The organism is Citrobacter sp. LJND-P06 (assembly GCF_058188415.1).
The window spans coordinates 1,315,503-1,328,953 of sequence record NZ_CP187317.1 but is presented as its reverse complement, the minus strand read 5'-3'; the positions used below and the strand labels follow the sequence as shown (position 1 = coordinate 1,328,953).

Sequence of the window (13,451 nt, the reverse complement as noted above, 5' to 3'; positions counted from 1 at the left end):
GTAACACAGGGCCGTTAAGCAAAATAAAAGAGGGACAGGTGTATGAGCGGAAAACCGGCCGCGCGTCAGGGCGACGGCACCATGGAGGGTGGCCCGATAATCCAGGGCTCAGCGGGCGTGATGATTGGCGCGCCAACCGGCGTGGCCTGTTCGGTGTGTCCGGGCGGCATGACCTCCGGCAACCCGGTTAACCCGCTGCTGGGTGCGAAAGTGTTGCCGGGCGAAACCGATTTTGCGCTGCCCGCCCCGCTGCCGTTTGTGCTTTCACGTACCTACAGCAGTTACCGCACAAAGACCCCCGCCCCTGTGGGAATATTTGGCCCCGGCTGGAAAGCCCCCTTTGATATCCGCTTACAGATTCGCGACGGGGAACTGATACTCAACGACAATGGCGGCAGAAGCATTCATTTTGACCCGCTGTTTGCAGGGGAAACGGCTTTCAGCCGCAGTGAATCCTTCTGGCTGGCGCGGGGTGGAGCACTGAAGCTGCATGAAAGTAATCCCCTTCATCTTCTCTGGCAGACGCTGCCGGAGAATATCCGGCTCAGCCCACATGTTTACCTGGCAACCAGCAGTCTCCGGGGGCCGTGGTGGATACTCGGCTGGTGTGAGCGCGTGCCCGCGCCGGATGAGGTACTGCCTGCTCCACTGCCGTCGTACCGGGTACTGACCGCACTGGTGGATAATTTTGGTCGCATAATGATTTTCCATCGCGCGGCGTCCGGGGCGTTTGCCGGAGACATCACCGGCGTGACGGACGGCGCAGGACGCCGCTTTCATCTGGTGCTGACCACCCAGGCACAGCGGGCGGAGCAGTACCGGAAACAGGCCGTATCCGGGGCCACAAAACAGACATCCTTCCCGGATACGCTGCCCGCCACGGATTACGGCGCAGACAGCGGTATTCGCCTTGCCGAAGTGTGGCTGACCCATGACCCGGAATACCCGGATAACCTGCCTGCGGAACCTCTGGCGCGTTATACCTATTCACCGCGGGGCGAACTGGTGAGGGCGTATGACCGCAGCGGCACGGCAGTACACGGTTTTACTTATGACGCAAAACAGCCGGGGCGGATGACGGCGCACCGCTATGCCGGCAGGCCGGAGACACAGTACCGCTACGATGCGTCGGGTCGCGTGACGGAGCAGCGTAACGCTGAAGGGTTAAGCTACACCTACGTTTATGAACGAAATACCGTCACCATTACCGACAGCCTGAACCGCCGGGAGGTGCTGCACACCGAAGGCGACGGCGGGCTGAAACGGGTGGTGAAACAGGAGAAAGCGGACGGCAGCACGATTCACAGCGACTATGACAGCGCGGGCAGACTGCTGGCGCAGACCGACGCGGCCGGCCGCAAAACAGAGTATCGCCTCAGTCCCGGCTCCGGCCTGCCCAAAGAAATCATCACGCCGGACGGCAGACGCACGGAACTGTATTACAACAGTCAGCGCCAGCTGACCCGTACCCTGTTCCCGGACGGACTGCAAAGCCAACAGGAATACGACGCCCACGGCAGGCTGACGGCGGAAACCCTGCGCAACGGCAGCACAACCCGTTATTTTTATGACAGCCCGCGCAGCGAATATCCGTGTGCCACGGAAGATGCCACCGGCAGCCGTAAAGAGATGGCATGGAGTCGTTACGGCCAGTTGCTCATTTTCGCCGACTGTTCCGGGTATGAAACCCGTTATGAATATGACCGTTTCGGGCAGCTAACGGCGGTACACCAGGAGGAAGGTCTCAGCGTTTACCGGGCTTATGATAACCGGGGGCGTTTAACCGTGGTAAAAGATGCGCAGAGCCGTGAAACCCGCTATGAATACAGCGTCGCAGGCGACCTGACAGCGGTGATAACCCCGGACGGCAGACGCCGTGAAACCCGCCATGATGAACAGGGTAACATCCTCAGCGCCACGCAGGACGGGCTGACGCGGCGGATGGAATATGACGCCGCAGGCCGGGTGACACAACTGACCAACGAGAACGGCAGCCATACGACCTTCACTTACGATGTGCTGGACAGGCTGGTACAGGAAACCGGGTTTGACGGCAGGACACAGCGTTACCGTTACAGTGCCACCGGACAGCTTGTCCGCAGCGAGGACGTAAACCAGGTCACGCTCTGGCAGTACGATGAGGCTGACCGTCTGACGCACCGCACCATCAATGACGAACCCGCAGAGCAGTGGCGCTACAACGAGCGTGGCTGGCTGACGGAAATCAGCCATCTCAGCGAAGGCCACCGCGTTGCCGTTCATTACCGGCATGACAGACAGGGACGTACTGTCAGCGAGCGCCAGACGGTACATTCCCCGGAAACGGAGGAACTGCTCTGGCAGCATGAAACCCGGCATGGTTACAGCGACAAAGGGTTGCTGAACCGCATCACGCCGGATGCACTTCCTGCGGTGGAGTGGCTGACCTATGGCAGCGGTTATCTGGCAGGCATGAAGCTGGGCGACACGCCGCTGATGGATTTCACCCGCGACCGCCTGCACCGCGAAACGCAGCGCAGTTTTGGCAATTACGAACTGACCACGACCTGGACCCCCGGTGGTCAGCTACAGAGTCACCATCTTAACAAACCGCAGCTTAACCGTGACTACACGTGGAATACCGGCGGGCAGCTTGTCCGTATCAGCGGGCAGAATGAGCAGCGTGATTACCAGTATGCTGAGGCCGGGCGGTTACTCGGCTCGCAGATTAAATCGGCGCACCATGACCTGGAGCAGTGGACCTTCACCGACCCGGCGGGCAACCGGACCGCAGCGCGGGATAAATACCCGATGCTGCCGGAAGCCTGGCGGGATAACCGTATCACTCAGGACGCAGATTGTTTTTACCATTACGACGAACACGGCAGGCTCACGGAAAAAGACGAGCGACGTATCCACCCGCGGGGCAGTCTTTCGCATCTTTACCGCTATGACAACCAGCACCGGCTGGCACACTACCGCCAGATGCAGCAGGGCCACCTGCTGGCGGAAAGTCGCTATATTTACGACCCGCTGGGCCGCCGTGTCGGTAAGCGGGTGTGGAAGAGCCAGACTGAGCGCAGCCTGAAAGGTGAGGCATATCTCTGGCTGAATCCCACCCCCGAAGTCACGTGGTATGGCTGGGAGGGTGACAGGCTGACCACCACACAGACAGATGCCACCCGTATCCAGACGGTGTATCTGCCGGGGAGTTTCACGCCGTTAATCCGCACAGAAACCGCGACAGCAGACCTGGCTAAAACCCACCACCGTACGCTGGCGGAAAAGCTCAGCCAGGATGCGGGCATGGTGTTTATGCCGGAACTGGTGGCACTGCTGGATAACCTGGAGCGGGAGCTGAACTCGGGCCAGGTCAGCGAACAGAGCCGGCAGTGGCTGGCACAGTGCGGGCTGACGCCTGAGCAGATGAAAAACCAGATGGAGCCGGAATACGTGCCGGTGAGGAAAATCCACCTGTACCACTGCGACCACCGGGGACTACCGCTGGCGTTAACCGATGTTAACGGGGAAATTGCGTGGAGCGCAGCGTTTGATGAATGGGGCAATATGCTGCGGGAGGATAATCCCGACAATCTGCAACAGCTTATCCGTCTGCCGGGACAACAGTATGATAAAGAGACGGGGTTGTATTACAACCGGCATCGTTACTACGATCCGCAACAGGGACGGTATATCACGCAGGATCCGATAGGACTAGAGGGGGGCCTTAACCTTTATAGCTATGTTCTTGGTAATCCTCTTGCGCTGGTTGATCCATTAGGGCTTAGTACTATGATAATAGGTAACGGTCCAGTTCCTGATAATCCTTTTGGGCATGCCGCAGCGGCAAATCGGTATGGATTAATGAGTTCGGGAACTGGGGATGCAATGGGAGCTTCTATCTCTGATTATTTTAAAAAAATGCAACCCCGCAGAGATACTTGGTTGTGGATAATAGATACAACCGATGAAGAAGAAAAATGTATGATGGATAAGGCAAAAGACCTTGATAAAAATCTAAAAAATATTAACATCGGGCCTCTTCCTATTGCAAATAATTGTTTTAGCCGGACGAACATGATTTTTGAGGCATGTGGGTTTAGCAATCCCTCGATGAATACAAATGCACCTATAAGTATACAAGTGCTCGGTGAGCTTTATGGGTCTCAAAGATATGTTATACCTAAAGGCCCCTTCACTGAATTCCCATTTGAATTCCAAGAGGTAAAGTGAATGAAAATACTTGGGAGGGTGTTGATAACAATAATTGCTATGATAATTACATCGTGTGACTATTATAATTCTGGCATGGAGTATCAAGATAATCAAGCCCTCGAGCAAGTTGTAGCATGGGACTCTGACAACATCATCACACCTAATATATTTGAATATAATGGTAGATGTTTTATGAAGAAAAATGAAACATGGATGTTACTAAATGGAGATGCAACACCCAATATAAGGACAATGAGCGATAAAAAAGTTCAATGCTTGGAAAAAAGTGAAATAGAATGGGCTCGTAGAGTTTGCGATAGTATCACAAACAAGGACAGGGAAAATCTTAATGCATTAATTTGCAGCTAGTTGATTTCATCAGGCAATACAGGTAAAGGGCCAGCATTATGGCGATGAAGCCTAGCAACACTATGACTATCATCATTATTGTGCTCAACAGTTGGGGAGATATATCACGCAGGATCCGATTGGGCTTAATGGTGGATGGAATAAATATAATTACCCGCTGAACCCGATCGAAAATATAGATCCGTTAGGTCTGTATCAAATGTGCCATAGGAAATTTGATCCTGTACCTGTCCCATATGCAAGGCATTGTTATATAAAATTTGAAGATGGTACGACATCAAGTTTTGATAATAAGGGTGTTCATGCAGACCCTGCTCCTGATAAATCGGGTACGATCTGTACAGAGCATCAAAATCCATCCTTAGATGAGTGCATTCGGGAAGCCATGAAAAATTGCAAAGGTGAAAATTATAATTTTACCGAGTTTAACTGTTGTCACTGTGCAGAACAAGCAATGAAATCTTGTGGAACATCTATCCCTAAAACTTCATGGCCAAACTCTCCAATAAATCCCGGCCCACAACCAGGGGAGGCTGGTTATAAACGAGAGCCTGTTTTTGGACCAAGCTTGGGAGGGGATTAATATGCTAAGATATTTTTTTAGTGAGTTACTGTGGGTTTTTTTATTTTTATTTTTATTATTTATAGGGAAATATATTCCTGCATATGTGTATGAAAGAATAAACCTCCCTGAGGTAATTGTTTCATTGTTATCATGGGGGATGCTTTTTCTGTGCGGTTTGAGAATTGCGTGGCGAATGGGATTTAGTGCCTGGTGGTTATGCTGTTTATATTCATTTTTGGTATCTATTGTTATTTTTATATATAATGTATTGATCTATAAGTTACATCAACCAACCGATTTTCCAGAACTTACCGGAAGTATATGGTTATCGTCGATTTTTTATATTTTAAGTTTTTCTTTTATTTTTATTGGTTTCATTGTAGGTAATATTCTGAAAGGCTTATTTTGTAGATGAAAATATAACTATTCAGCGCTCTCACTTCGCTGAATAAATTAAAGTACTACTCTGTAATCAGCCGGGGTAATTTTCTGGGTAAAGTTGCCACCCACAAAGATGACCGTTGGACCGCCCAAGTAAACGTGTCAGCCAGGATGCGGGTATGGTGTTTATGCCGGAACTGGTGGCGCTGCTGGATAATCTGGAGCGGGACCTGAACACGGGCCAGGTCAGCGAACAGAGCCGGCAGTGGCTGGCACAGTGCGGGCTGACGCCGGAGCAGATGAAAAACCAGATGGAGCCGGAATACGTGCCGGTGAGGAAAATCCACCTGTACCACTGCGACCACCGGGGACTACCGCTGGCGTTAACCGATGTTAACGGGGAAATTGCGTGGAGCGCAGCGTTTGATGAATGGGGCAATATGCTGCGGGAGGACAATCCCGACAATCTGCAACAGCTTATCCGTCTGCCAGGACAACAGTATGATAAAGAGACGGGGTTGTATTACAACCGGCATCGTTACTACGATCCGCAACAGGGACGGTATATCACGCAGGATCCGATTGGGCTTAATGGGGGATGGAATTTATATACATATCCGTTAAACCCGATAGTAGATATTGATCCGTGGGGGTTGGATGCGATACAAATTAACTATGACTATTACCAGGTTAATACCGGAATGGGGTTCAATTTGCCTCTCGGTCATGGTGCGGTTGTTACTGTTGATCCTAAAACAGGGAAAACTAAGTATTATGAATTTGGCCGCTATACAGACAAAGAGTGCGGGAATGTACGACAGAGGCCTGTTCCAGACTTAAGTATGGGTAAAGATGGACTACCAACCAAAGAGTTGTTAGAGAACTTGTATAAGTTCACTTCAGAAAAATATGGACATAGTTCGGCTGTAACGCCAACGTATTATTCCGATACTGATTACAATAAAGCGAATAAATATTCCGAAGATTTTGGTAAAAACCATGACTGCTATCGTCTGATAGGAAACAATTGCAAGACATTTGCACATGATGCCGCAACAGCGGGCACAGAATAATTCCGTAAGGGAGGAATGTGATGGAAAGGATAATTAGACTTGCGCTGTTATGCTCGATCTTGATAAATGCGGCTCTGTTTTATCGGGTATTAGATTTGGGGGTGATGACAACTTATGGGGTGGATGAAATTAATTACCGGAATCAACAGGCCTACGACCTGAAAAAGTTACTTCCTTTATTGCTGAAGTCAACGTCACAGGAGCAGGTTTTGCTTGCGGCAAGGCAAGCAGGCCTAGAGGTGATTAAGAAACCTGGTGAAGGTACTTACGTTGGAACAGTGCTTTTCACTTACTCTAACGGTAAAGTAATGGCTGTTGATTTACAATGATGATTGTGAGTGGAAAATCTACTCTGGTTATGAAAAACAGCCCCCCGGCAGGAACGGTAACGAACGCCAGCTACCGCTATGACCCGTTGCAGGGCCGGTATATCACGCAGGATCCGATTGGGTTAGTGGGGGGATGGAATCTATACTCTTATGTTTATAATGATCCGATTGGTTTTGTTGATCCAATAGGGCTGGATATTTGGATTGAAGATCAAGGTCCAGATGAGCCAGCACTGCATCAAAGTATAAACGTGGGTACGCCTGATGGCAGTTATAATTCATACAGCTATGCCATGGGCTCTTTTCCTCATGGTGAAGTGTATAATGATATGAAACATGGTGGAAAAATTGAAGTATATAAAAAAACAACAAAGGAACAGGATGATGCTTTTGATAAAGCAATGAAAGCTCAAATAGGAGAGCATGGTTATTACGGATATGATGATATTTGCCGTAGTTGGAGTCAGCGCCAATTCAACTCTGCACCGGGAGTTCAAGAAACTCCACCTAAACGTAAAGATGTGAAGGTTACAATCGGAGGTTTTGATTTGTCGTCTAAAGGAAGTAGCTTAACAGGTAGTGGAACATCCAGATGAGAGTTTCAGTATTTATTTTGGGCCTTTTTTTTTCTATCATTGCATGGGTAGCTGACAACATTACCGTCGTGAATGAAAATACATATAATATACTTTTCATTATAGCTATGGTAGCAACTATTCTTTCTGTTCTATCGTGGCTGTATTTATCTAATAAAAAAGGAGGATTATGGATTTTTTCATTTCTATATCTATTAAATGGAATCGATATTTTTATTGACATATACTCCCGTCTGTTTTGACTCGTTAACAGATAGTGGTTTTATGATTTGGTAGTTATACTATTACACTATCTGATTGTAGTTTATTTATCAGTAATTGCCGAATTTTGTTGATTAATGCTATTGGGGATATGAATCCTGACAAGAAATAGCAGAGCTAATATTTCGGCTAAATAGCTTATATGGACACCTACCCGATGCAAGCACGGGCAGACTTTTTTCTGGTAAGATACTACCGGGGCGGTGGTACGACGAGGCATCGGGGCTTTATTACAACCGGTATCGTTACTATGGCCCGTTGCAGGGATGGTATATCACGCAGGATCCGATAGGGCTTAATGGGGGATGGAATCTCTATAATTACCCGCTGAATCCGATCGAAAATATAGATTCTCTAGGGTTATGTGCAGAAGAACTTTGTATTGGTGAGGTTGGTATTGCTGCTTATAGTTTATGGCAAATGTTTTTGTAGGCACTGTAACTACTGGTGCCATAATAGGCACTTATAATGAATATGCCAGCATAAATGCACTTCAGGAAGAATTACAAAAATCTAAAACCAGTACTGAGAATGTAACAAGTTGTGCAGCAACTCCCATGCCCCCCCGAAGATCCATGTGATAAAAATCTTGATAAAAATTTACTACAACAAGCAAGTATATTTGATCACTCACCAAGTGAAAAAGGATTGGATGGGCGATAAAGCTCAGATATCGAGGTTTGATCTCTGTGGTTGTAAAGATGGTGGAGTAGTAATTAAGGCTCAGGGATGTAAGGGAAAGATTGCAACCTCTACTGAATATAGTTGGAAATGATTTATGAAATTAACTATTGAGTTACATGGTTTAGATCCCATCAAAGGTGAGTGGTTTAGTATATCAAAACATGAGTCTAATCAGTACGATCATGATATTTTTCTTTATATGATTAATAAAGTTTTGGATGAGGGTGCTGAATATAGTGGCAATGGTCTTGAAGGATTAAGGGAGCTACACGTTGAATTATCAATTGCGATTATTGCAGATGAAGATGGTTTCAGACCTGCATTTGACATTGATGCGCGAACAATAAGCAGGCTTAGTGCAGCCGGTGCCTCTTTTGATTTTGATCCATATGTATAGTCACGCCGTTAATCCGGACAGAAACCGCGGCAGCAGAACGGGCTAAAACCCACCGCCGCACGCTGGCGGAAAAACTCAGCCAGGATGCGGGCATGGTGTTTATGCCGGAACTGGTGGCTCTGCTGGATAACCTGGAGCGGGAGCTGAACGATAGAAATGTCCAAAATTGATGGAATCGGATTGATGGTTTCCGAATGTGCCTCCACGATGCCTGCGCCGTTTAACATTTTGCATTAAAACTGTGAGCAAAAATTCCCACTCACAGCTCTCAAAATGAGACCTATAATTAGACCCACTGTGATAATCGTTAGTGCTAAATATTTCAATTTTTCAAAGGACTAGATCTGATACAGCGGGTCCTGCGCACGGCCCGCGGTGAGCTCACTGGCCTGCATGCGTACCACATCCCAGAGCGCCTGGGCTGCTGTCGACAGCGAGCGATTCTTGCGACGGGCCAGCATGAGTTGTCTCTCCACGACAGGCGTGAGTCGCTTCACCTGTAATTGATTCCCCTGAGGCAACGGTAGTGCCAGCGCAGGCAATACACTGATACCAATGCCCGCCTCCACCATCGGAAACAGCGTCGCCGGATGGCCGATTTCCTGCACGATATTGGCATCAACCGAAAAATGCGACAATGCTGCGTCAATTAACGGTCGGCTGCCTGAAGCATAATCCTGCAATACCAACCGCTCATGCTCAAGATCCTGCCAGCTCACCCACTCTCGTCTGGCGAAAGGGTGATTCTGATGGCAGAGCAACAAAAACGGTTCAGACAATACGGTTTCACACTGCAAATCCGTCACGGCACCGGGATCGATAACAATGCCAAAATCGACGTCCCCCTGACGAATACTCTCCAGCACCCACTGCTGTGGACGGTCATGCAGAACAAAATCAATTGCAGGGTAAAGGTGATTACTTTGTGCAATACACTGCGGAATAAGATGCGCTGAAATGGTCTGGCTGGCCGCCACGCGTACCGTGCCGGTCAACTGTGTGCCCACCCTACCCGCTTCACGCAGTGTGCTGTGCAGTTCATCCAACACGCGCTCCAGGCGTGTCGCCAGTTGCTGCCCGGCTTCCGTCAAAACGACTTCACGCGTAGTGCGATCCAACAGTTTGACGCCAGTCTGTCGCTCTAGCTCTTTAATACTGTGGCTGACTGCCGACTGGCTCAGACCGATAATATCCCCCGCGCGGCTAAAACTTTTCGCCTGAGCGACGGTGACAAAGATACGGAGTTGACGCAGAGAGTAATTCATTAATTCAGTTCATATATGGATGCAATAAATCAATTTTATTTCTCAAATGGAAAAACGCAAAATATCGGCATCAGATTCCTGGAGTATTTATGAAACTTTTTCGTATCCTTGATCCGTTTACCGTGACCCTTATCACTGTCGTATTGCTGGCCTCGTTTTTTCCGGCCGAAGGCAGCTTTGTTCCTTTCTTCGAAGGTTTAACCACCGCCGCCATTGCCCTGCTGTTTTTTATGCACGGTGCCAAACTCTCGCGCGAAGCGATCATCGCAGGCGGTAGCCACTGGCGACTTCACCTGTGGGTGATGTGCAGTACCTTCGTTCTGTTCCCGATAATCGGCGTGTTATTTGCCTGGTGGGCGCCGGTTAACGTCGACCCCATGCTCTATACCGGTTTTCTTTATCTTTGCATTCTTCCTGCCACCGTCCAGTCTGCCATCGCGTTCACCTCCCTGGCGGGCGGCAACGTCGCCGCTGCGGTCTGTTCCGCATCAGCGTCCAGCCTGCTGGGCATTTTCCTCTCGCCACTTCTGGTGGGTCTGGTAATGAATATCCACGGCGCAGAAGGAAGTCTGGAGCAGGTCGGCAAAATCATGCTGCAACTGCTGCTACCGTTTGTGCTCGGGCATTTGTCACGCCCGTGGATTGGCAACTGGGTGGCGCGCCATAAAAAGTGGATTGGCAAAACCGACCAAACCTCGATCCTGTTGGTGGTTTATTCTGCCTTCAGTGAAGCGGTGGTAAACGGTATTTGGCACAAAGTCGGTTGGGGATCGCTGCTGTTTATCGTGGTGGTCAGCATCGTGATGCTGGCGATGGTTATTGCAATCAACATGTTTGTGGCCCGCAAATGCGGTTTCAACAAGGCGGATGAGATTACGATTGTCTTTTGCGGGTCGAAAAAGAGTCTCGCCAACGGTATCCCAATGGCAAACATTCTGTTCCCGACCTCGGTGATTGGAATGATGGTGCTGCCGCTGATGATCTTCCACCAGATCCAACTGATGGTGTGTGCGGTGCTGGCGCGTCGCTACAAGCGCCAGACCGAGGCGTTACAGGCGCAGCAAGAAAACCGCGCCGCCAAAGCTTAGAGCGGGCGTTTCAGGGGCAGAACCAGTTGCGTCAGCCCCTCTGTTTTAATCAGCAGCGTGATTGCCATCAGCTCGCCTAATTTGCCCGCCGGGAACTGATCCTTGCGGGCAAACCACAGCAAATACTCTTCCGGCACATCAATCAATCGACGCCCCTGATATTTGCCGAACGGCATCACCGTGTTGGCTATCTCAACCAACTGCTCTTTTTCCATCTCAGACACCCAGCAAACGGAGCATTTCGGCTTCGTCAATGACGGCAATGCCCAGTTCCTGTGCTTTTGCCAGTTTCGAACCCGCCGCTTCGCCCGCAATGACTAAATCGGTTTTCTTCGACACGCTGCCTGCTACCTTCGCGCCCAGCGCAACCAGACGCGCTTTGGCGTCGTCGCGGGACATCTGGCTTAAGCTGCCAGTCAGTACCACCGTTTTACCGGCGAACGGACTGTCGATCTCTTCTGCATTGACAACGACCGGAGCAGGCCAGTGAATGCCCCGCGCCAACAGTTGTTCGATAACCTCACGGTTGCTCTCTTCCGCGAAGAAATTGAAGACGTGTGTGGCGACTACGATGCCCACATCCGGGACTTTTTGCAGTTCGTCGAGAGACGCGGCTTCCAGCGCCTCCAGCGTACCGAAATAGGCCGCCAGTCCGGCAGCGGTCGCCTCGCCGACTTCACGAATCCCCAGCGCATACAGGAAACGAGCAAACGTCGTCTCTTTGGCTTTCTCCAGCGCGTTAACCACATTCTGCGCCGACTTCGGCCCCATGCGATCAAGCCCGGTCAGCTTACCGGCCGTCAGAGTAAACAGATCGGCAGGCGTATGGACATACTCTTTCTCGACCAACTGGTCGATTATCTTATCGCCCATACCGTCAACATCCATGGCACGACGTGAGACGAAATGCTTAAGCGATTCTTTACGTTGCGCCCCGCAAATCAGGCCACCGGTACAGCGGGCAACCGCTTCACCTTCCACACGCTCGACGTCCGACTGGCAGACCGGGCAATGGGTGGGGAATACAATTTCCTGAGTCTCTTCCGGGCGCTCTGAAAGCACCACGTTAACCACCTGAGGGATCACATCCCCGGCGCGGCGGATAACAACTTTGTCGCCAATGCGTAAACCGAGACGTTCAATTTCATCGGCATTATGCAACGTGGCGTTGCTCACCAGCACACCCGCTACCTGCACCGGCTCGAGGCGAGCCACAGGGGTAATTGCGCCTGTCCGCCCAACCTGGAATTCTACGTCACGAACTACGGTCATTTGCTCCTGCGCGGGGAATTTAAAGGCCACCGCCCAGCGTGGTGCGCGCGCCACAAAGCCCAGTTGTTCCTGGAGCGCCAGTGAGTTGACCTTAATCACCACACCGTCAATATCAAAGCCGAGCGTTGGGCGATCCTCTTCCACTTTGTGGTAGAACGCCAGTACCGCCTCAGGGGAGTCGCAAAGCGTCACCCGATCGCTCACCGGAAGCCCCCACGCTTTAAACTGCAGCAAACGCCCGAGGTGCGTATCAGGCAGTTCACCCCCTTCCAGTACGCCAACGCCATAGCAGAAGAACGTTAGCGGTCGCTTCGCGGTAATACGCGGGTCAAGCTGGCGCAATGAACCTGCCGCCGCGTTACGCGGGTTCGCAAACAGTTTATTTCCCGTTCGACGAGCATCCTCATTAATCTTTTCGAAACCGGCTTGTGGCAGGAAAACTTCACCCCGCACTTCCAGGCGAGCCGGAATATTATCGCCGCGCAGTTTGAGCGGAATGGCGCGGATGGTTCGCACGTTAGAGGTAATATCTTCACCGGTTGTCCCATCGCCACGCGTCGCCGCACTCACCAGCACACCGTTTTCGTACAGAATGCTCACCGCCAGGCCATCGAGTTTCAGCTCGCAGCACCAGGTCAGTTTGTCGGTGCTTTTCAGCCGGTCTTGTACGCGTTTGTTAAAAGCCAGAAAGCTCTCTTCATCAAACACGTTATCCAGCGACAGCATCGGGACTTCATGGCGAATCTGACTGAACGCCGCCAGCGGAGCAGCCCCGACGCGCTGGGTTGGCGAGTCTGGCGTCACCATTTCCGGGTGCTTTGCTTCCAGTTCGCGCAGCGTCTGCATCAGACGGTCATATTCCGCATCGGGAATTTCCGGCGCGTCCATCACATGGTAAAGGTACTCATGATGGCGAAGCGCGGTTCGTAATTCTGTCAGTTGTTGTTCGATTGATTCCATATCGCACCATCAATGAT

Annotated in this window: 9 protein-coding genes and 4 pseudogenes; 9 read left to right on the top strand and 4 right to left on the bottom strand. The window is 50.6% G+C overall.

The genetic code is table 11. The annotated features are described in order from the left end of the window. Window positions 1-42 precede the first annotated feature (42 nt). The 8 genes and pseudogenes from ACO7SM_RS06380 (at window position 43) to ACO7SM_RS06345 (ending at window position 8,849) form a co-directional block, all read left to right on the top strand. Complete coding sequence (locus ACO7SM_RS06380; RefSeq protein ID WP_490470140.1) at window positions 43-4,212, top strand: RHS element core protein; 4,170 nt, start codon at window positions 43-45, stop codon at window positions 4,210-4,212. Further along, on the top strand, window positions 4,213-4,563 hold the full coding sequence (locus ACO7SM_RS06375) for a hypothetical protein (protein WP_490470139.1): 351 nt from the start codon (window positions 4,213-4,215) through the stop codon (window positions 4,561-4,563). Between the two features lie 91 nt (window positions 4,564-4,654). Beyond that, window positions 4,655-4,756: pseudogene (locus tag ACO7SM_RS06370) on the top strand (RHS repeat-associated core domain-containing protein); the annotation flags it as partial. A 920-nt stretch (window positions 4,757-5,676) separates the two neighbouring features. After that, a pseudogene (locus ACO7SM_RS06365) lies at window positions 5,677-6,582 on the top strand (RHS repeat-associated core domain-containing protein); the annotation flags it as partial. A 20-nt stretch (window positions 6,583-6,602) separates the two neighbouring features. Further along, entirely contained in the window at window positions 6,603-6,911 is a 309-nt protein-coding gene (locus ACO7SM_RS06360) for a hypothetical protein (RefSeq protein WP_490470138.1), read from the top strand. Window positions 6,912-6,982: 71 nt separating this feature from the next. Beyond that, a pseudogene (locus ACO7SM_RS06355) lies at window positions 6,983-7,114 on the top strand (RHS repeat-associated core domain-containing protein); the annotation flags it as partial. Window positions 7,115-7,957: 843 nt separating this feature from the next. Then, window positions 7,958-8,200: pseudogene (locus ACO7SM_RS06350) on the top strand (RHS repeat-associated core domain-containing protein); the annotation flags it as partial. A gap of 346 nt (window positions 8,201-8,546) precedes the next feature. After that, entirely contained in the window at window positions 8,547-8,849 is a 303-nt protein-coding gene (locus tag ACO7SM_RS06345; RefSeq protein WP_490470137.1) for a hypothetical protein, read from the top strand. 8 nt (window positions 8,850-8,857) lie between these two features. Here ACO7SM_RS06345 and ACO7SM_RS06340 read toward each other — a convergent pair whose 3' ends face one another. Together ACO7SM_RS06340 and ACO7SM_RS06335 are read right to left on the bottom strand one after the other, a co-directional pair. Further along, window positions 8,858-9,055, bottom strand: coding sequence for a hypothetical protein (locus ACO7SM_RS06340; protein WP_490470136.1), 198 nt, complete (start codon window positions 9,053-9,055; stop codon window positions 8,858-8,860). A 132-nt stretch (window positions 9,056-9,187) separates the two neighbouring features. After that, window positions 9,188-10,114, bottom strand: a complete 927-nt coding sequence (locus tag ACO7SM_RS06335) for a LysR family transcriptional regulator (RefSeq protein WP_490470135.1) — start codon at window positions 10,112-10,114, stop codon at window positions 9,188-9,190. Window positions 10,115-10,203: 89 nt separating this feature from the next. On the opposite strand from ACO7SM_RS06335, the gene ACO7SM_RS06330 reads away from it, so the two are divergent. Further along, window positions 10,204-11,202 carry a bile acid:sodium symporter family protein gene (locus tag ACO7SM_RS06330; protein ID WP_490470134.1) on the top strand — a complete coding sequence of 333 codons (999 nt, stop codon included), beginning with the start codon at window positions 10,204-10,206 and terminating at the stop codon, window positions 11,200-11,202. On the opposite strand, the gene ACO7SM_RS06325 is transcribed toward ACO7SM_RS06330, so the two are convergent. Then, window positions 11,199-11,417, bottom strand: coding sequence for a DUF3820 family protein (locus ACO7SM_RS06325; protein ID WP_490470133.1), 219 nt, complete (start codon window positions 11,415-11,417; stop codon window positions 11,199-11,201). The genes ACO7SM_RS06330 and ACO7SM_RS06325 overlap by 4 nt on opposite strands. A gap of 1 nt (window position 11,418) precedes the next feature. Then, a complete protein-coding gene (gene ligA / locus ACO7SM_RS06320; protein ID WP_490470132.1) occupies window positions 11,419-13,434 on the bottom strand; it encodes an NAD-dependent DNA ligase LigA in 2,016 nt (671 codons plus the stop codon). Window positions 13,435-13,451 lie beyond the last annotated feature (17 nt).